Source organism: Paenibacillus sp. FSL R5-0636 (genome assembly GCF_037974255.1).
Lineage (GTDB): Bacteria > Bacillota > Bacilli > Paenibacillales > Paenibacillaceae > Paenibacillus_AQ > Paenibacillus_AQ odorifer.
On sequence record NZ_CP150232.1, the window covers coordinates 92,988 to 112,470 of the forward strand.

Sequence of the window (19,483 nt, forward strand, 5' to 3'; positions counted from 1 at the left end):
AAATCGGAAGCTTAGCTTCCAAAACTCAGGTTTAGGCCTGTTACTCACTCGTTGCTCAGTTTTGAGAGTTTAAGCTCTCAAGTAAGACTTGATCCTTGAAAACTGGATACCGAAACGAATTTGCGTTTTAGAACATCTTTTAGCAACTTGTGTAAACAAGTAAATGTTATTAGTGAGATGATTCCAAAAGAGAATGTCATCGTATGATATTTTCCTGCGGAAGAATCAAGGTTAAGCTAATAAGAGCACACGGAGGATGCCTAGGCGCCAGGAGCCGACGAAGGACGTGGCGAACAACGAAACTGCCTCGGGGAGCTGTAAGCAAGCTTTGATCCGGGGGTGTCCGAATGGGGAAACCCAGCTGTGGTAATTCGCAGTTACTCATACCTGAATACATAGGGTGTGTAGAGGCAGACCAGGGGAACTGAAACATCTAAGTACCCTGAGGAAGAGAAAACAATAGTGATTCCGTCAGTAGCGGCGAGCGAACGCGGAACAGCCTAAACCAAGGGGCTTGCCTCTTGGGGTTGTGGGACGTCTCACATGGAGTTACAAAGGAATATGGTAGGTGAAGAGGTCTGGAAAGGCCCGCGATAGAGGTAAAAGCCCTGTAACCTAAACTGTATTCTCTCCGAGACGGATCCCGAGTAGTGCGGGGCACGTGAAACCCCGTATGAATCCAGCAGGACCATCTGCTAAGGCTAAATACTACCTGGCGACCGATAGTGAAACAGTACCGTGAGGGAAAGGTGAAAAGCACCCCGGAAGGGGAGTGAAATAGAACCTGAAACCGTGTGCTTACAAAAAGTCAGAGCCCGATCTATGGGTGATGGCGTGCCTTTTGTAGAATGAACCGGCGAGTTACGTTTAACATGCAAGGTTAAGCCGAGAAGGTGGAGCCGCAGCGAAAGCGAGTCTGAATAGGGCGACTTAGTATGTGGACGTAGACCCGAAACCGTGTGATCTACCCCTGTCCAGGGTGAAGGTGCGGTAACACGCACTGGAGGCCCGAACCCACGTACGTTGAAAAGTGCGGGGATGAGGTGGGGGTAGCGGAGAAATTCCAATCGAACTCGGAGATAGCTGGTTCTCCCCGAAATAGCTTTAGGGCTAGCCTCGGTATAAGAGTAGTGGAGGTAGAGCACTGATTGGGTGCGGGGTCCGCAAGGATTACCAAGCTCAGTCAAACTCCGAATGCCATATACTTATTGCCGGGAGTCAGACAGTGAGTGCTAAGATCCATTGTCAAAAGGGAAACAGCCCAGACCATCAGCTAAGGTCCCCAAGTGTGTGTTAAGTGGGAAAGGATGTGGAGTTGCACAGACAACCAGGATGTTGGCTTAGAAGCAGCCACCATTGAAAGAGTGCGTAATAGCTCACTGGTCGAGTGACTCTGCGCCGAAAATGTAACGGGGCTAAACACACCACCGAAGCTATGGCTAGATACGTATGTATCTGGGGTAGGGGAGCGTTGTGTAGGGGTTGAAGGTGTACTGAAAAGAGCGCTGGACACTACACAAGTGAGAATGCCGGTATGAGTAACGAAAAGATCAGTGAGAATCTGATCCGCCGAAAGCCCAAGGTTTCCTGAGGAAGGCTCGTCCGCTCAGGGTAAGTCGGGACCTAAGGCGAGGCCGAAAGGCGTAGTCGAAGGACAACAGTTTGAAATTACTGTACCACCGTAATCCGCTATGAGCGATGGGGTGACGCAGGAGGGTAGTGACGCGGACTGATGGATGTCCGTCTAAGCAGTGAGGCTGATGTGTAGGCAAATCCGCACATCGTTAAGGCTAGGCTGTGATGGGGAGCGAAAATTATAGTAGCGAAGGTCATGATCTCACACTGCCAAGAAAAGCCTCTAGCCAGGAGAAGGTGCCCGTACCGCAAACCGACACAGGTAGGCGAGAAGAGAATTCTAAGGCGCGCGGAAGAACTCTCGTTAAGGAACTCGGCAAAATGACCCCGTAACTTCGGGAGAAGGGGTGCCCCGGTAGTGTGAATAGCACGAGGGGGCCGCAGTGAAAAGGCCCAAGCGACTGTTTAGCAAAAACACAGGTCTGTGCGAAGCCGCAAGGCGAAGTATACGGGCTGACGCCTGCCCGGTGCTGGAAGGTTAAGGGGAGTGGTTAGGGGTAACCCGAAGCTATGAACCGAAGCCCCAGTAAACGGCGGCCGTAACTATAACGGTCCTAAGGTAGCGAAATTCCTTGTCAGGTAAATTCTGACCCGCACGAATGGCGTAACGACTTGGGCGCTGTCTCAACGAGAGATCCGGTGAAATTTTAATACCTGTGAAGATGCAGGTTACCCGCGACAAGACGGAAAGACCCCATGGAGCTTTACTGCAGCTTGATATTGAATTTGGGTACGATCTGTACAGGATAGGTGGGAGCCGTAGAAATCGGAGCGCAAGCTTCGGTGGAGGCGCCGTTGGGATACCACCCTGATCGTATCTAGGTTCTAACCTAGTACCCTAATCGGGTACGGGGACCGTGTCAGGCGGGCAGTTTGACTGGGGCGGTCGCCTCCTAAAGAGTAACGGAGGCGTTCCAAGGTTCCCTCAGAATGGTTGGAAATCATTCGCAGAGTGCAAAGGCATAAGGGAGCTTGACTGCGAGACCTACAAGTCGAGCAGGGACGAAAGTCGGACTTAGTGATCCGGTGGTACCGCATGGAAGGGCCATCGCTCAACGGATAAAAGCTACCCTGGGGATAACAGGCTTATCTCCCCCAAGAGTCCACATCGACGGGGAGGTTTGGCACCTCGATGTCGGCTCATCGCATCCTGGGGCTGAAGTAGGTCCCAAGGGTTGGGCTGTTCGCCCATTAAAGCGGTACGCGAGCTGGGTTCAGAACGTCGTGAGACAGTTCGGTCCCTATCTGTCGTGGGCGCAGGAAATTTGAGAGGAGCTGTCCTTAGTACGAGAGGACCGGGATGGACGTACCGCTGGTGCACCAGTTGTTCCGCCAGGAGCATGGCTGGGTAGCTACGTACGGACGGGATAAGCGCTGAAAGCATCTAAGCGTGAAGCCCCCCTCAAGATGAGATTTCCCAATTAGTAAGACCCCTTGAAGACGACGAGGTAGATAGGTTGGAGGTGGAAGTGCAGCAATGCATGGAGCTGACCAATACTAATCGGTCGAGGGCTTATCCTATACTTAGAATGCAAATTCGTTTCGGATTCAGTTTTCAGGCGATTAAGCCTGTAACACGCTTAGAAATTTATTGTCACTTCTGGTGATGAACCGAATTTCACGCGGCAGCGTCTGTTTCACAGACGCATGTTTGGTGGCGATAGCGGAGGGGTTCCACGCGTACCCATCCCGAACACGACCGTTAAGCCCTCCAGCGCCGATGGTACTTGGACCGAAGGGTCCTGGGAGAGTAGGACGTTGCCAAGCACGCAAGACCACTGTTGAGTAATCGACAGTGGTCTTTTTGTTATGTAAATAGAGAATTCATTAGGCTATATTTTGAGATACTAAGATGGAGATAAGCGTGGCTTAAAAGGTGAACAGAGGCGCATTGTGAATTTTTAACACACTAAATTGTCCACCCAGCACGGACTAACGTCCAATAATTCGCTTACTCGGCGGCCGTTTTTTGAATACCTACTCTGATGATGTAATGTTCTTGACAGTCCAAATGCCCTTTGCTAAGATGGCAATAATATATTTTTGGATAAGCATCTCAAACCTTAATTGAAGATCTACACTTGTTCAGCCCCCAGATGTACAGAATTGTCTGTCGTGAATGGACTGGAGTCAAAGGTTCTTCTTTCATAAAGTTTGTAGGCGGGTATAATTTAAAACAACCGAGGAGGAATGACCCAGGTGTGGAAAGATAAGTTTGGTAAAGAAGGTCTAACTTTTGATGATGTGCTGCTGGTTCCGCGTAAATCTGAGGTACTGCCTAAAGAAGTGGATTTGACCACAGTTCTAAGTAAGAATGTGAAGTTGAATATTCCACTTATGAGTGCAGGGATGGACACAGTCACAGAAGCAGCCATGGCCATTGCAATTGCTCGTGAGGGTGGCATCGGGATTATACACAAGAATATGCCTGTAGAGCAGCAAGCGGAAGAAGTAGATCGTGTGAAGCGTTCCGAGAGCGGAGTTATTACGAATCCATTCTCACTTACGGCAGAACACATGGTATCTGATGCAGAGCTTTTAATGGGTAAATATCGCATTTCCGGAGTGCCGATTGTAGACAGTGACAATAAACTTGTCGGTATTCTAACTAATAGAGACTTACGCTTTATTCATGATTTCAATATTCAGATTAAAGAAGTTATGACACATGAGAATCTTGTAACAGCTGCTGTGGGTACAACCCTTCAGGAAGCAGAAGGTATCCTGCAACGTCATAAGATCGAGAAGCTTCCCCTTGTAGATGAGAATAATATTCTTAAAGGCCTCATCACCATTAAGGATATTGAAAAAGCTATTCAATTCCCTAACGGAGCCAAAGATGCACATGGCCGTCTACTTGTTGGAGCAGCTGTTGGTATCTCTAAAGACACGTTCGAACGTACTGCAGCATTAGTAAAAGCTGGTGTGGATCTGATCGTCGTCGATTCTGCACATGGTCACCACATTAATATTATTGAAGCGGTTCGCCAAATTCGTGAGTTGTATCCTGATCTTACGATTGTTGCTGGTAACGTAGCTACAGGCGAAGCAACCCGTGAACTTATTGAAGCTGGTGCATCTGTAGTTAAAGTAGGTATTGGACCAGGATCGATCTGTACAACACGCGTTATCGCTGGTATCGGCGTACCTCAGGTTACAGCCATTTATGATTGTGCGACAGTTGCTCGTGAGTATGGAATTCCTATTATCGCTGATGGCGGTATTAAGTATTCTGGGGAGATCACAAAGGCTATCGCAGCTGGTGCTCATGCTGTAATGATGGGAAGTATGTTTGCGGGTACAGAAGAAAGCCCAGGGGAATCTGAGCTTTATCAAGGCCGTAAATTTAAAGTATATCGTGGTATGGGCAGCATGAGTGCCATGAAACAAGGAAGTAAAGACCGTTATTTCCAAGATGATGATAAAAAGCTCGTTCCTGAAGGAATTGAGGGACGTATTGCTTTTAAAGGGCCTCTTTCTGACACTGTTCATCAATTGATCGGCGGATTGCGCTCAGGTATGGGCTATTGCGGTACGAAGTCATTGGAAGAACTGCGTAACGATACTTCATTCATTCGCATCACAAGTGCTGGACTTCGTGAGAGCCACCCGCATGATGTGCAAATTACAAAAGAAGCACCAAACTATTCCGTATAATGGACTAACCGTATTATTTTTTGGACAGACAGGACTATTTCGTCCTGTCTGTCTTTTTTTGCGGGTACCCCTGTGTTAGAATAGAACAAGCTATTGATATGAGATTTAAAGGAGAGTCGTAATCATTGAAGCACAAACGAAAATTTAATGGTAAGCAAATTGTAATTAAGACAGCGACTGTAGGTCTGCTTTTAAATATGTTAATGAACCCAGTAATTCCAGCATTGGCTGAAGCGGGCAAAACTCCGGTTACAACCGAAGGTGCCGCAACTACTACTGAAACTGCACCCAAGACCAACGCAGTTAAGATCCCTTCTGTGGAATCTCTTAACTTGGAATTGAGTTCTGCTATTCTAATAGAACCAACTACAGGCCAAGTACTTATGGCTCTAAATCCAGATACACCACTCCCACCTGCGAGTATGACCAAGATGATGACTGAATATCTTGTATCTGATGCCGTGAAAAAAGGAGACATCTCTTGGGATCAGAAAGTTATCATTCAAGAGAATGCTTCCAAACAGGTCGGATCACGAATTTTTTTGGCAGCTGGAGATGAACATACGGTTAAAGAGCTATACATAGCGATGGCCGTAGGATCGGCGAATGATGCCACAGTTGCTTTGGCAGAATTGGTATCGGGTTCAGAAGAACAATTCGTAGAACTAATGAATCAGACTGCACAGAAGATGGGCATGAAAAATACCTATTTTATTAACTCAACTGGACTTGATCGGGCAGACATGCCGAAGAAATTCCGTCCTGATCTTGATAAAGAGACTGTAATGTCAGCTAGAGATGCAGCTACTCTTGCTAAATTTATAGTTACTGACCACCCGGACTTCACTGAATTTACAACGATTCAGTCTTATAAATTCCGTGATCGGGATACAGCGCCGATCATTAACTACAACTGGATGCTGGAAGCTAACAAAAGTATTCCCAACTTTAAGGCATATGCTTATCCAGGTCTAGATGGACTGAAGACTGGGCATACCACAAATGCAGGTAACTGCTTTACCGGTACTGCTGTGCGTGATGGAATGCGTCTAATCAGTGTTGTTATGGGTGCTAATTCAGAGGCACATCGATTCACAGAAACTAAAAAAGTGCTCGACTACGGGTTTAACAACTTTGAAATCAAACAGGTTGTAGCTCCGAAGGCTGTTATTGCTGGCACGGAAACAGTTCCGGTACTGAAAGGCAAGAATAAAGATGTTTCTATAGTTACTGATGAAGGAGTTTCTTTCATTGTTCCTAAGGGAACTGTTTCTCCTGAAGTTACTACAACTGTTGTAACAAATGACCCTGCAACTTTGGTTGCTCCTATAGCCCAATCCTCTAAAGTAGGTAAAGTTACCTATTCCTACAAGGCTGAAGGCATGCAAGCAGCACAGGAGAAAACAGTTAATCTGATCACTGTAGAGGAAGCTGAGAAAGCTGGCTGGTTCAAGTTGTTCCTTAGAGCGATTGGCGATTTCTTCGGTGATTTATTTTCAGGGATCAAGAACTTGTTCTAATGCAGTTCGGTGTCGAAATCAGCAGTAAATCCGAGTAAATGGGTTGTAGATTTCCCTTCATTGGGGTAAAATTACAAGTTAGATTAAGATAGATCATTCGGGGGGTTAGGACATGGAAACAGGTACATCGCGAGTTAAAAGAGGCATGGCAGAAATGCAAAAAGGCGGCGTCATTATGGACGTCATGAATGCAGAGCAAGCAAAAATTGCTGAGGCTGCTGGTGCAGTTGCTGTTATGGCTCTGGAACGCGTACCTTCTGACATTCGTGCAGCTGGCGGTGTAGCACGGATGGCCGATCCTACAATTGTAGAAGAGGTTCTCAAAGTGGTAAGTATCCCTGTTATGGCTAAGGCTCGTATCGGCCATTATGTAGAAGCGAAAGTTCTAGAATCTTTGGGTGTTGATTACTTGGATGAGAGTGAAGTTCTTACTCCTGCTGATGAAGTATTCCATATTGATAAACATGAGTTCACCGTTCCTTTTGTATGTGGAGCGAAGGATCTGGGAGAAGCACTGAGACGTATTAACGAAGGTGCCTCCATGATCCGTACAAAAGGTGAACCAGGAACAGGCAACATTGTTGAGGCCGTGCGTCACATGCGCTTTATCAACAGTCAAATCCGTAAAGTAACGAATTTGTCCAAGGACGAGCTATATAATGAAGCAAAGAACCTGGGAGTTTCCTACGAGCTGTTGCTCGAAGTGCATGAGCTTGGCAAACTGCCGGTTGTTAACTTTGCCGCTGGGGGTGTAGCTACACCTGCCGATGCTGCTCTTATGATGCATTTGGGTGCTGATGGTGTATTCGTAGGTTCGGGTATTTTTAAATCGGACAATCCTGAGAAATTTGCGCGTGCGATTGTTGAAGCCACTACACACTATACTGATTACAAACTGATTGCTGAAGTATCCAAGAACCTTGGTGCACCAATGAAGGGGATTGATATTGCAACTCTCACCCCGGCTGAACGTATGTCGGAGCGTGGCCGTTAATAGAGAGAAGGTTGTAGGATGAAGATAGGAGTATTGGCGCTTCAAGGCGCTGTTACGGAGCATATTGTTAGTATAGAGAAGACCGGTGCAGAAGGCGTGCCTATCAAGCGTGTGGAGCAGCTAGAAGAAGTTGAAGGCCTGATTATCCCCGGCGGAGAAAGTACAACGATTGGAAAGCTAATGCGGAAATATGGTTTCATAGAAGCCATCCGTGATTTTTCTGATCAGGGCAAGCCTATTTTTGGCACATGTGCGGGTATGATCGTGCTGGCCAAAAAAATTGCCGGTGGTGAACCGGGGCATTTGGAGCTGATGGATATTACCGTAGCCCGGAATGCATTCGGCCGCCAACGGGAAAGCTTTGAATGTGATCTGGAGGTTAAAGGCATTGATGAGCCGGTTCGTGCTGTATTTATACGTGCACCGCTTATCAACGAGGTAGGACCGGGAGTTGATGTGCTTACAGTCTATAATGATGAGATTGTAACCGCGCGCGAAGGGAACTTGCTGGTGTCTTCTTTTCATCCAGAACTGACCGATGATTTCAGACTGCACCAATATTTTGCCGATATGGTAGAGGCGAATAGGGAAGTCCAACAACAAAATTGCATATAAAGAACATCCTGACTCTTTCAAAGCTGTAATCAGCATTTTGAAAGAGTTTAGGCTGTTTTCAGGAGGGAAACATTGTGTTAGATGTAAAAATACTACGTAGTGATTACGCAAGAGTGGAAGAGGCTTTAGAAAAACGGGGCAAATCGCTGGACTTAATTGCTGATTTTCCACAACTTGATTTGCGTCGACGTGAATTACTGCAAGAAACCGAAGGTCTTAAGAACCGTCGTAATACAGTTTCGGGTGAAGTAGCGAAAAAGAAAAAGAACGGCGAGTCAGCAGATGATCTAATTACAGAAATGCGTACAGTATCTGACCGAATTAAAGAGCTTGATGACGAAGTACGTGAACTGGAAGCTCAGATTGCTGATCTTACTATGAATATCCCTAATATTCCTCATGATTCAGTTCCAGTAGGGAAGTCTGAGGATGATAACGTTGAATTACGCCGCTGGTCGGAGCCCAAAGAGTTCGGATTCACTCCGAAATCACATTGGGAGCTTGCGCAGCAGCTTGATATTATTGATTTCGAAGCTGCAGCAAAGGTTACAGGATCCCGGTTTGTTTTCTATAAAGGACTCGGAGCACGTCTAGAACGGGCGCTGATTAACTTTATGATGGATCTTCACAGTGGTGAGCATAACTATGAGGAAATGCTGCCGCCTTACATTGTGAACAAAGACAGCCTGTATGGTACAGGACAACTGCCTAAATTCGAAGAGGATCTGTTCAAGCTGCGGGATACCGAATACTATTTGATTCCTACAGCTGAAGTACCGGTAACGAACTACTATCGCGAAGAGATTTTGACGGCAGCTGACCTGCCTAAATACCATGTAGCTTACAGCTCTTGTTTCCGTTCTGAGGCGGGCTCGGCGGGCCGTGATACTCGCGGTTTGATTCGCCAGCATCAATTCAACAAGGTAGAGTTGGTGAAGCTCACCACCCCTGAATCCTCTTATGAGGAATTAGAAAAAATGACAGCAGACGCTGAAAGTGTGCTGCAGCTGTTAGGACTGCCTTATCGTGTACTTGGGTTATGTACGGCTGATATGGGCTTTACATCGGCTAAGACGTACGATTTGGAAGTGTGGTTGCCTGAGAGTGGGATGTACCGTGAGATCTCCTCTTGCTCAAATACAGAAGATTTCCAAGCACGCCGGGCAAATATTCGTTTCCGTAAGGATCCAAAATCGAAGCCTGAATTTGTTCATACGCTGAACGGCTCTGCTTTGGCGGTTGGACGTACAGTTGCTGCAATTCTTGAGAATTATCAGCAAGAGGATGGCAGTGTTCTGATTCCAGAATGCCTACAACCTTATATGCGCAATGTAAAATCGATACAACCAAAAACTATTTAAAGATATAGTTGCTTTTTCTTTGCAATGTATGGTACAATCCTAATGCATGTGAAATTTAAATGCATTTGGAGAGGTACCGAAGCGGTCATAACGGGGCGGTCTTGAAAACCGTTAGGGTGCAAGCCCACATGGGTTCGAATCCCATCCTCTCCGCCATTCCTTTATGAACTTAAAGAATAATTAGATAGAAACCGTTCCCTCTGGGGGACGGTTTTTTGTTTTGTTTGGTAGACCGAGTTCTATTGAGAATAAAAAGCTTCATTTCTCCGCAATGTATTAGAGAAGGAGGATGATCATAATCATGGATAGATCATTAGAAGTTGATCAGCATAAGCTTGTCTCAGCCTGGCAGGAGCGTTTGCCGGCGTTGATGGATGATGGGGATAGTTTCAGTGTGCTGGCGGATAATGGGGATCCGAATAGCTTGCTGATTCATTTTAATGCGGCAGGTCATCAAGGCTATTCACTGGATTTTCGCTGCAAGTATGTAGATAGCAGAGAAGTGGCAGTGGATCTGCTGGATGTGGAACAGAGCGGTCTCCATATTGATGAGCGTAGTGATGCCGTACAGCAGCTGGCACAGCAATACTCACGGCAAATTCATGAATGTGCTCAGGCTCTTCAGAACTTGACCAATCCTTAGGAGGAATGAAAATGTCGAAACCAAAAAGTATCCCTGTTCCTGGGGCAGAGCCAACAAGTGGTGAGCGGAGAAAAGACCATGCTCCTTCAGGTCCAGAACCGCTTTCAGGTTCTAAAAAGGTGAAACAAGCGAACCATGTTGACCACCATAATCCACAAGGTTAACAAATAAAAACGTTAAGAATTTTAAAGAAGTGTTTCTTGATTTTTACAAATGGTTTATCATAGGAGGGGGAGAGATTTCTTTTACAATGGGAGAGGAGAACAATAATGAACAAAAAGTGGGGTTTGTCGGCCGCTGCATTGCTGCTTACAGCAGCAGTAATTCTGCCGGGATGTGCAAGTAAACAGGAGGCGCCAAAAGAGGCCTTAAAATCAGCCGCTACTAAAGCGACTACAATGTCATCTTATGAGATGAAGAGTAAATTCACGATCAACGATCTTACGATCGAGACTTCTGACGCTGAATCTGCTGCAATGACTACACAGGTACTTAGTATGCTTAAGAATGCTGATATTACCATTGATGGGGTATATCAAGCTGAGCCAATGCAGACAGAACTAACTATGGTTCTGAATCTGAAAGGCGATATGAGCATGAGCTTTAATGTTCCTATGGTAATGACTGCCGAGAAGTTGTATGTTAAGATTCCATCTATTCCTTTCGTACCGATTCCTGAGACGATCCTCAATAAGTTTGTAGAGGTTGATCTGAAGGCGTTGGCAGAGCAGGAGGGTGCAGAATTTAACCCAAGTACGATGGATACTCAAAAAATGCAGAAGCTGTCTAATGAAGTGGTGGACACTGTCCTAGCTGAATATGACGAAGAAAAATATTTTAACGAGATTGATCCCAAAGATGCTAATTTACCAGAAGGTGTGGAAGCTAAACAAGTCGTTCAGTTCCAAGTGACTAACGATAATGTTAAAGAAGCAATCACTATCTTGGTGAATAACGCCCTGCCTAAAATCATTGATATCGTAAGCAAGGAAGAATACAAGGATATGCTGCAGATTAAAGATGCAGATCTAGCTAAGGCTAAAGAAGAACTGACATCAGGTGAAGCTAGAACTGAATTGGATAAGGGCTTAGCTGATCTTGATAAGTACCTTACCATCAACCAGTTCCACTATAATACTGCGATCGATAAAGATGGATACGCTGTGTATCAGGATTTATTGATGGATGTTAAAGTAAATGATCCGGAAGATGGCACAAAAGTGGCCTTCTCAGTAAATGGAACGGGCCAATACAGTAAGATCAACGAGAAGCCGGTATTCAAGATTGGTATCCCTCAAGGTGATGATGTAATTACAATGGATCAACTTGGAGAAGAATTCGGTGGTATGGGAACTTATTAATCCCAGTTAGCAAGATTAAGACCCGCATGATGCGTATATTATACGCCCATGCGGGTCTTTTTTTAGGAAAAAAAGTAGCACTCATTCCTGCGACAATGCAGAATCTTATTTCCGTTCCTCAGTCAGCACATCTTCGGTTAAGATTGCGTAGGTTTGGTGATCCTGCCACTGTCCATTTATTTTAAGATACTGACGGGCGATCCCTTCAGGTTTGAACCCACTCTTCTCCAGGACTCTTCGGGAAGCTTCATTATGCAATAAAATAGCTGCTTGAACTCTATGTAGACCTAAGGCCCGGAACGCATAGCCGAGGACTAATCCGACTGCTGCTGTCATATAACCTTGTCCTTGCATCCGATGATCCATTAAATATCCTAAATCAGCATATTGTGCTATACCTCGTGAGACGTTGGACAATGTGATCTGTCCGATTAGCTGTCCATCCAGCAGATAAATGCCGAACATATAAGCTCTGTCCTGTAGGGCGTCCTTAATACGCTGATTGATGATCTGTTGTTGACTCTCCAGGGTAAAGAAGTGCTCATCACGTTTTGGCTCAAACGGTTCATGGGTTACCCGGTTATTTAAACGAAGCTCCAGCAGGCTCTGTGCATCCTTAAGCTCAAGTGGAGAAATATAGATGCCTTGAGAGGTATGATATAGAGTAAGGGTCATTTAGGAGTCCTCCTTTTGTTTTATTGGCTTTTTACGTAAACGGCGAAAGAAGGAGGTGAGTAGATCTGCACATTCTTCTTGTAAAACACCCTGTATTACCTCAGTTCTATGATTAAATCGCGGCTCTTCAAGCAAGTTCATGAGGGTCCCGGCACATCCAGCTTTAGGGTCAGGCGTTCCATATACCGTGAGAGGCACTCTGGACTGCACTATTGCTCCTGCACACATCGGACAAGGTTCTAGGGTGACGTACAGCCGGCAATCCAGCAGACGCCAAGAATTCATGACATTGCTGGCCTCACGAATGGCTACCATCTCTGCATGGGCTGTCGAATCCATTGTCGTTTCTCGTAAATTGTATCCACGTCCTATAATTTCACCATGTCGAACAATGACAGCGCCAATAGGAACCTCACCTAATGCCTCAGCTTTACGTGCTTCTGCGATCGCCTGCCTCATCCAATATTCATGAACCGCTTGTATATCTTCTGGCGATTCACTGGCTTTAATATTCAAGATCATCTTCCCTTCTTCTATAACCATTGTACAACGAACAAATATTCGTTCTTAACAAAATGTGCATAACTCTGTGGATAACAGCCCACTTATACACATTTTTGTACACACCGGACTTTAATAATTTGTTTATATGTGCATAAGATGTGGATGGTTTCTTATATATTGTAGAGAAACACCTTTTGAATTTCAATATTTGGTGAATTAATACGCTTGTTTTAAATGTCCTTTTCAAATGAGGGGGCAAAAGGTATGATGTTTATTATAGGCTCCGCAAGGATTTACCAGTGGATAAGAGGTGAATAACAGTTTGTCCATAAAGACAAAACTATCTGCTATTATTTTTGGAGCGGTACTGCTAATTTTAGCATTGAATCTGACATTTAACCTTTATGCCGCTCAGAATAATCTAAGAAATGAAAACGTAAATAATATGCAGATCACCGCTATGCAAATGGCTGTTTCTGTAGAACAAAGTAACTATAGCTCTAACTATGTAGAATATCAAATCGCGCATAACTTAAGAATGGCTGCCATCTTTGCCTCTAAGGAATTGGGTCCGGATTATAAGAATATAACCAATGCTCAACTAAAGGCCCTAACTTCCAAGTTGGGCGTGTCTAATATTTCAATTCTGGTAAAGACTGATAATGATATCGTGGTGACAAGGGCATCAAATCCGATTGATATTGGAATGTCCACTCAAGGTTGGGGGTACTGGTACCTTGCCCTTTTGGAGTTATTTGATAATCAGGAAGTCACTGTGGGACAAGGACAGGCTTTGGATCATTTTTGGTCAGGCCCATTTGAATATTCAACCTACAATCCCGATTTCATTGAGAAGTGGGGTTATTATCATGATGAAGCAAGCAACTACATCATTAATCCTGTTATTCTCAATACTGCGGCAAGTGAATATATCGAAATCACCAACCCCGATCAAATTGTAGAGCGAACCAAAGAAGTTAATCCAGGGATTTTAGAGCTTACAGGATTTAATCCAACAACATTTGGTTTAGCAAGTATGGCGGGTGATGGAAGCGATGCATTTAAAAAGAAACTTGGCAACCGCCCAATTAAGTTCGGTACCTATACTTATGGTAATGTGGAGCAAGATAAAGCAGCTATTCTATTAGCTCAGCAGAAGCAGAAGCCAGTTACACTGGAGACGAGGGTACATGGGAAAAGAGTGCTCAAAAGCTTCATTCCTATTCAGAATCCTAAAATGGAGCCTTACGTAATCGGTGTAGTTTTGGATTATTCTGTGATTTCATCCGTAGTTCATGAACAATTAGCCAATTATTTGACTACGTCTCTGTTATTGCTAGCATTATTTTTGCTATGTAGTTACATACTTTCAGGTTTTATTACTCGTCCAATTCAGGCTATACTTGCCAAAGTCAATGATGTAGCGCGAGGTAAGTTCGAACCTCCATTAAAGGTAACCTCTCGTGATGAGTTAGGTCAATTAGCCTTGCGGATTAACGCTATGACTTCTCATCTTATGCAACGCACCAATCGTCTTAAGCAGACGCTAGAAGAGAACCGGGCGGTTAAGGAACATTTGGAATCCGTAATTAACGGTACGTCTGATGCTATTCATACATTGGATATGGAGGGACGAATCACTAGCACTAACAGGGCCTTTGAGGAGCTGTATGGATGGAGTGCAACAGAAGTGATAGGCAATATGCCATATCTTGTACCCGCGACAGCGCTTAAGCAAGAGGAAGAGCGGCTTGACGCGTTAAGAAATGGTGCAGTTCTGCCGCCGATCGAGACAGTGAGACTTAAACGAGACGGATCATTAGTTGAGGTTAGCGTTAGTACCTCGATAATTCGAGATGAAGAGGGTTACCCCCATTCCTTTATTCACGTTTCTCGTGATATGACGGAACGCAATCGAATGGAGGAGCTGCTTAGACGCTCTGAGAAACTAACTACAGTCGGCCAATTGGCCGCAGGAGTAGCTCATGAGATTCGTAACCCTCTTACCACATTAAAAGGATTTCTACAGCTTCAACAGGAGAAGGAGCTCTTAGTTCCGCTTCATGTAGAGCTGATGTTATCTGAGCTGGAGCGGATTAATCTTATCGTCAGTGAATTTTTAATCCTGGCTAAGCCACAAGCCGTTCATTTTCAGGAAAAAGATCTTCGCTACATATTAGGCGATGTAGTGTCTCTATTGGATAGTCAGGCTCATCTACATGATATTCAATTTAGTACGAAATTCTCTGAACAACCCGCTACTGTACATTGTGAAGAGAACCAGTTGAAGCAGGTATTTATTAATATTGTTAAAAATGCAATTGAGGCCATGCCTGAGGGTGGCGTCATTTCAATGGAACTGTGGAACTCTGTGGATTGCGTCTTTATTGTAATCAAAGATCAGGGTGAAGGGATTCCAGAGGACGTGCTGCCTAAGCTGGGTGAACCGTTCTTCACGAATAAGGAATCGGGGACAGGCCTTGGGTTAATGATTAGCCAGCGTATTATTCAGGCTCATAAGGGTCATTTGGAAATACAAAGTGAAGTTGGCCGGGGGACAACCGTTATGATTAAGCTGCCTGCAGCTGGAGAGGTTACACCTTGGCTTAACATTAAGGATGAACGGAGTGAAGAACAACGTGAGAATTAATAAATTCATCAGTGAGACAGGGTACTGTTCACGCCGAGAAGCAGACAAGCTTGTGGATGCCGGCAGAGTTACGATCAACGGAGAGCCTGCTGTGCTGGGCAGTCAGGCTGTTCCGGGCGATGATGTGCGAATAGATGGTATAGCGCTTGAAACCTCAAGCCAGACGGTCTACATTGCTCTAAACAAGCCGGTAGGAATTACTTCCACAACAGAACAGCATATCAAGGGGAATATTGTCGATTTTGTAGGTCATCATGAGCGTATATTCCCGATTGGTCGTCTCGATAAGGATTCGGAAGGATTAATCCTGCTTACCAATGATGGCGACATCGTTAATAAAATTTTGCGGGCGGAAGGCCGGCATGAAAAAGAATACGTGGTTACCGTGGACAGACCCATTACGCCTTCTTTTATTACCGGCATGTCCAGCGGTGTGAAAATATTAGGCGAGAAGACGCTGCCCTGTGAGGTAACGCGTATTACGGAGCGTGTCTTCCGTATTATTTTGACAGAGGGCAAAAATCGCCAGATTCGTCGTATGTGCAGCGCTTTTGGGTATGAGGTTCGAAAGCTGCAACGCATTCGGATTATGAATATTCGCCTGGGGGCATTGCAAACGGGAGAATGGCGTGAGCTGTCTGCTGATGAGAAGAAAGAGCTTGGAGCTACGCTGAACTACGAGTTACTGTAGGAGTGTCATTACAATAATACAGTTCCATATAGAATGTAGTACTGCAACAAAAAAAGAGCTGTCCGGGGTCTAAGACCTTTGGACAGCTCTTTTTATTACCTTACGAAATCACTTATTCAGCAGAGGGAACAATCCCTGTAAACTCTTTGGTTTCTTGATATTTTCGAATAATGGAAACCTCTACCCGGCGATTCTTGCTTCGACCGGTAGCTGTGTCATTATCGGAAATAGGATGATATTCGCCGTATCCAATCGCACTAAATTTGCGTGGATTTAGATTTGTGTTCTGCAGCAAAATCTTCATGAACTGAAGTGCCCGATCCGCACTCAGATCCCAGTTGGATGAATAGTTGCTATTAGAAATCGGAATATCGTCGGTGTGCCCTTGCACTACTACATCATAATCCGGGAATTGCTGCAGCATCGTTGAGATGGATTTAGCTAATTGCCGCGAATCATCCTTAACAATGGCTTGGCCAGAAGCGAACAATGCGTTATCACTGATCGTAATCATTAGCTGAGATTGATTAAGCTTCGTACTGAGCAGATCAGTTAGGCCGTTGCTCTTAATATATTGATCGAATTGTTTCTTAAGCTTCTCTAAATCCTCTTGTTCCTTTTGTCGTAGCTTTGCCATTTCTGCTTCTTCAGCTTTCTTGGAAGTAGAGCTACCCATCTTATCATTTTTCCCTAGATCTTCTTGAGTCTTACTAGGCATTGCTGCCCGCTCTTCAAGAATACCTGTACCGCCATTAAGTGCGGAACTGAAGGCCTGACTCATCTCTTCAAATTTCTTGGCATCCGTTGCACTCATAGAATACATAACGATGAACAGAGCCACCAGAAGAGTCATGAGGTCGGAGTAAGGTAACAGCCACGATTCATCGGCATGTTCTTCATGCTCTTCGTGTCTAGTCTTTTTGCTCACCTGATCCACCGTCCTTCTCATTTAACTTAACGCGTTGCGAAGGTGTTAGGAATACAGCAAGCTTCTGATTGATGGCAATAGTAGATACACCGGACTGTATGGACAAAAGACCTTCGACCATCATCATTCGAACTTCGATTTCTTGTTTGGAGAGACGTTTCAGCTTATTAGCAATAGGATGCCATAATACGTAACCTGTAAAGATACCAAGCAATGTGGCGATGAAGGCAGCCCCGATTGCCGCAGCCAGTTTGTTCATATCACTCATATCAGCCAGAGCGGCGATGAGACCGATAACCGCCCCGAGCACCCCGAGGGTAGGAGCATACATACCTGCCTGTGAGAAAATGAGGGCTCCTGCTTTATGTCTATCCTCTGTGGCGTGGATATCCTCCATGAGGACATCGCGGACAAAATCCTGATCATTTCCATCAATAATCATCCGCATGCCGTTTCTGAGGAAGTTATCTTCTATTTCATCGACCTTTGATTCTAGAGCCAACAGACCTTCACGCCGTGTGATAGAAGCCCATTCCATGAACATAGTGATTAATTCGGGTTTACTGATTAATTTCTTTTTGATAAAAATCATTTTGAACAGACTTGGAATCTTTTTGACCTCGTTGAAAGGAAAGGCCATGAAAATAGAAGCTGCCGTACCCACCAAGATAATAACGTAAGCAGCGGGTGTGGCCAAAGCATGAAGTGGAGCGTGCTTGAGGATCATGCCCCAGATTACAGCAACCAAACCAAAAATTAAACCAATTATTGTTGAAATTTCCATTTTGCACCTCGTCCGTGAGATTTAAGATGTGTTCCGACAATGCCGCGTATATCATCCTTGAAACAGCGGCAGGGCACTCTGTGCGAAACCGAATTAACGTATATTCTTATTTATCGACATCATTCGGTTTTTTGTGAAGTCATTTTTTCGGCTATAATGGATAAGGTAAGTAATTATTCATCTGTGAAGAAAACGGAGTGATATACGTGGGTGTAAAGCATGGTAGAGATTACGGTGAAATTCTAACCGATTTGACCGAAGCCGTCGGACGAATTTCCGATGGATATTTATTTTTTGAGATGGATCCGGACGAGTGGCAGGAACTACCCCAAGAATCAAAGCTGGAGGTATGGGAAGCATTGGCTGAGGATCTTTTCTTCGCGCTGGGTAATGAACCTATGATTGAAGTGGGGAGCGGCGTAATTATTTACGATAAGGACACGCACCGCATTAATATTCTAGTTGGCGAAGAGGATTTGGCTTCAGTAGTTTTGATTTAGGCAGAGGAGACGTCTGGACGTAATTTGCCCGTAGTTAGTAGCCCGTGTTAAAATTGATAAAGCCGAGTTATAATCGCTGGGATTTGTGAATACATTTAATCGAAAATATCGCCTTTATCCTGGCACATCCCTTGGACCTCAGAAGCTAAGGGATGTTTTGTTTAACGCCTAAGACAAGTAAAGGGAACTACGCACTTTACTGCAATTTTTTGTAAGGGAGGAAACGAATTGTTATTTACGGAAGAGGAACTGCGTGAGGAGATCACCAAGCTGGAGGGCTGGAAACTGGAAGATAATGTTATGGTGCGAAAATATATGTTCAGCCAATATATGAAGGGCATTGCGTTCGTTGATGAAGTAGCCACGATTTCAGAAGCCTTCGATCACCATCCACATATTACGATTGATTATAAAACAGTTACCCTGCGCCTGAAATCTAATGAAGAAGATGGGATTACAGCTCTAGATCTTCGAGAGGCGCATGAATTTAATGAAGCCTTTGAAAAAAATCATTAGTTTAGCCAAAATCATAAAATAAACGCCCGTGCACAGATAGTCACCTATCTCATACACGGGCGTTTTTGGTTGCTTGGCTGGTTACTTTTTCTCTGAGAGCCAGAGTGCGACGTTGGCGATCTCTTCAGGAGCTAGCTTCTCCTTAAAGGAAGGCATTTGGCCACGTCCTTTGGTGACGATGCTGTAGATTTCCTCAGCGTCATGCTGACCGCCTTCATTCTGAAGACTTGGTCCAACTCCACCTTGAAGCTGATCGCCGTGACAGGTGATACAGCTGGCTTTCACGGTTGCTTCTGCCTTTGCGGCGTCCAGTTGAACTACCGGCATCGTGGGCTTATTTTCTTCTGCTACCTCTTCTTTACCCGGAAGTGTAAACATGAGTACTACCGCAAAGGCACAGGCGGCAAAAAACAAACCGCTCATGATCCATTTCTGCATCCCAATTCGTC

The 19,483-nt window shown here is 44.9% G+C and carries 17 protein-coding genes, 1 tRNA gene and 2 rRNA genes; 15 read left to right on the top strand and 5 right to left on the bottom strand.

Translation table 11 applies throughout. The annotated features are described in order from the left end of the window. Positions 1–229: 229 nt before the first annotated feature. The 11 genes from MKX34_RS00435 to MKX34_RS00485 all read left to right on the top strand — a co-directional run bounded on the left by MKX34_RS00435 (position 230) and on the right by MKX34_RS00485 (position 11,786). Positions 230–3,156, top strand: a 23S ribosomal RNA gene (locus MKX34_RS00435). 129 nt (positions 3,157–3,285) lie between these two features. Then, positions 3,286–3,402, top strand: a 5S ribosomal RNA gene (rrf, locus tag MKX34_RS00440). A gap of 432 nt (positions 3,403–3,834) precedes the next feature. After that, a complete protein-coding gene (gene guaB, locus MKX34_RS00445) occupies positions 3,835–5,292 on the top strand; it encodes an IMP dehydrogenase (RefSeq protein WP_036679982.1) in 1,458 nt (485 codons plus the stop codon). Positions 5,293–5,417: 125 nt separating this feature from the next. Beyond that, positions 5,418–6,812: a D-alanyl-D-alanine carboxypeptidase family protein gene (locus tag MKX34_RS00450; RefSeq protein ID WP_036679981.1), complete on the top strand. Its 1,395-nt coding sequence runs from the start codon at positions 5,418–5,420 to the stop codon at positions 6,810–6,812. Between the two features lie 112 nt (positions 6,813–6,924). Beyond that, on the top strand, positions 6,925–7,806 hold the full coding sequence (pdxS, locus tag MKX34_RS00455) for a pyridoxal 5'-phosphate synthase lyase subunit PdxS (protein ID WP_036679980.1): 882 nt from the start codon (positions 6,925–6,927) through the stop codon (positions 7,804–7,806). Between the two features lie 18 nt (positions 7,807–7,824). Beyond that, positions 7,825–8,421, top strand: coding sequence for a pyridoxal 5'-phosphate synthase glutaminase subunit PdxT (gene pdxT / locus MKX34_RS00460; protein ID WP_036679979.1), 597 nt, complete (start codon positions 7,825–7,827; stop codon positions 8,419–8,421). A 74-nt stretch (positions 8,422–8,495) separates the two neighbouring features. Continuing rightward, on the top strand, positions 8,496–9,782 hold the full coding sequence (gene serS, locus MKX34_RS00465) for a serine--tRNA ligase (protein ID WP_076297120.1): 1,287 nt from the start codon (positions 8,496–8,498) through the stop codon (positions 9,780–9,782). A 67-nt stretch (positions 9,783–9,849) separates the two neighbouring features. Beyond that, positions 9,850–9,938, top strand: a tRNA-Ser gene (locus tag MKX34_RS00470). Positions 9,939–10,083: 145 nt separating this feature from the next. Further along, positions 10,084–10,425 (top strand): hypothetical protein, encoded by a 342-nt coding sequence (locus tag MKX34_RS00475; protein WP_036679977.1) that lies wholly within the window; start codon positions 10,084–10,086, stop codon positions 10,423–10,425. An 11-nt stretch (positions 10,426–10,436) separates the two neighbouring features. Then, positions 10,437–10,589: a small acid-soluble spore protein P gene (locus MKX34_RS00480; RefSeq protein WP_036679976.1), complete on the top strand. Its 153-nt coding sequence runs from the start codon at positions 10,437–10,439 to the stop codon at positions 10,587–10,589. A gap of 105 nt (positions 10,590–10,694) precedes the next feature. Beyond that, the gene (locus MKX34_RS00485) at positions 10,695–11,786 is read left to right on the top strand and encodes a hypothetical protein (RefSeq protein WP_038568046.1); all 1,092 of its coding nucleotides are present in this window, start codon (positions 10,695–10,697) and stop codon (positions 11,784–11,786) included. Positions 11,787–11,891: 105 nt separating this feature from the next. Here MKX34_RS00485 and MKX34_RS00490 read toward each other — a convergent pair whose 3' ends face one another. Both MKX34_RS00490 and tadA read right to left on the bottom strand, forming a co-directional pair. Continuing rightward, complete coding sequence (locus tag MKX34_RS00490; protein ID WP_076100086.1) at positions 11,892–12,461, bottom strand: GNAT family protein; 570 nt, start codon at positions 12,459–12,461, stop codon at positions 11,892–11,894. Further along, positions 12,462–12,983, bottom strand: coding sequence for a tRNA adenosine(34) deaminase TadA (tadA, locus tag MKX34_RS00495; RefSeq protein WP_052096704.1), 522 nt, complete (start codon positions 12,981–12,983; stop codon positions 12,462–12,464). Positions 12,984–13,287: 304 nt separating this feature from the next. Here tadA and MKX34_RS00500 point away from each other — a divergent pair, with 304 nt between their 5' ends. Further along, a complete protein-coding gene (locus tag MKX34_RS00500) occupies positions 13,288–15,615 on the top strand; it encodes a sensor histidine kinase (RefSeq protein WP_076100085.1) in 2,328 nt (775 codons plus the stop codon). Beyond that, complete coding sequence (gene rluF, locus MKX34_RS00505) at positions 15,605–16,306, top strand: 23S rRNA pseudouridine(2604) synthase RluF (RefSeq protein ID WP_036679985.1); 702 nt, start codon at positions 15,605–15,607, stop codon at positions 16,304–16,306. The genes MKX34_RS00500 and rluF overlap by 11 nt, the downstream gene beginning before the upstream one ends. 112 nt (positions 16,307–16,418) lie before the next feature. On the opposite strand, the gene motB is transcribed toward rluF, so the two are convergent. After that, entirely contained in the window at positions 16,419–17,234 is an 816-nt protein-coding gene (motB, locus tag MKX34_RS00510; RefSeq protein WP_036679969.1) for a flagellar motor protein MotB, read from the bottom strand. After that, the gene (gene motA, locus MKX34_RS00515; protein ID WP_036679967.1) at positions 17,218–18,018 is read right to left on the bottom strand and encodes a flagellar motor stator protein MotA; all 801 of its coding nucleotides are present in this window, start codon (positions 18,016–18,018) and stop codon (positions 17,218–17,220) included. The genes motB and motA overlap by 17 nt, the downstream gene beginning before the upstream one ends. Positions 18,019–18,224: 206 nt before the next feature. On the opposite strand from motA, the gene MKX34_RS00520 reads away from it, so the two are divergent. Beyond that, positions 18,225–18,518 carry a hypothetical protein gene (locus MKX34_RS00520; protein WP_036679966.1) on the top strand — a complete coding sequence of 98 codons (294 nt, stop codon included), beginning with the start codon at positions 18,225–18,227 and terminating at the stop codon, positions 18,516–18,518. A 228-nt stretch (positions 18,519–18,746) separates the two neighbouring features. After that, the gene (locus MKX34_RS00525) at positions 18,747–19,034 is read left to right on the top strand and encodes a 4a-hydroxytetrahydrobiopterin dehydratase (RefSeq protein ID WP_036679964.1); all 288 of its coding nucleotides are present in this window, start codon (positions 18,747–18,749) and stop codon (positions 19,032–19,034) included. An 81-nt stretch (positions 19,035–19,115) separates the two neighbouring features. Here the strand turns inward: MKX34_RS00525 and MKX34_RS00530 are convergent, their stop codons facing one another. Then, on the bottom strand, positions 19,116–19,472 hold the full coding sequence (locus MKX34_RS00530) for a cytochrome c (protein ID WP_036679962.1): 357 nt from the start codon (positions 19,470–19,472) through the stop codon (positions 19,116–19,118). Between the last annotated feature and the right edge of the window lie 11 nt (positions 19,473–19,483).

Coding starts and splice junctions, on each gene's coding strand:
- pdxT (WP_036679979.1), top strand. CDS start 7,825: ATGAAGATAGGAGTATTGGCGCTTCAAGGCGCTGTTACGGAGCATATT.
- tadA (WP_052096704.1), bottom strand. CDS start 12,983: ATGATCTTGAATATTAAAGCCAGTGAATCGCCAGAAGATATACAAGCG.
- MKX34_RS00490 (WP_076100086.1), bottom strand. CDS start 12,461: ATGACCCTTACTCTATATCATACCTCTCAAGGCATCTATATTTCTCCA.
- MKX34_RS00480 (WP_036679976.1), top strand. CDS start 10,437: ATGTCGAAACCAAAAAGTATCCCTGTTCCTGGGGCAGAGCCAACAAGT.
- MKX34_RS00475 (WP_036679977.1), top strand. CDS start 10,084: ATGGATAGATCATTAGAAGTTGATCAGCATAAGCTTGTCTCAGCCTGG.
- MKX34_RS00485 (WP_038568046.1), top strand. CDS start 10,695: ATGAACAAAAAGTGGGGTTTGTCGGCCGCTGCATTGCTGCTTACAGCA.
- motA (WP_036679967.1), bottom strand. CDS start 18,018: ATGGAAATTTCAACAATAATTGGTTTAATTTTTGGTTTGGTTGCTGTA.
- pdxS (WP_036679980.1), top strand. CDS start 6,925: ATGGAAACAGGTACATCGCGAGTTAAAAGAGGCATGGCAGAAATGCAA.
- MKX34_RS00530 (WP_036679962.1), bottom strand. CDS start 19,472: ATGCAGAAATGGATCATGAGCGGTTTGTTTTTTGCCGCCTGTGCCTTT.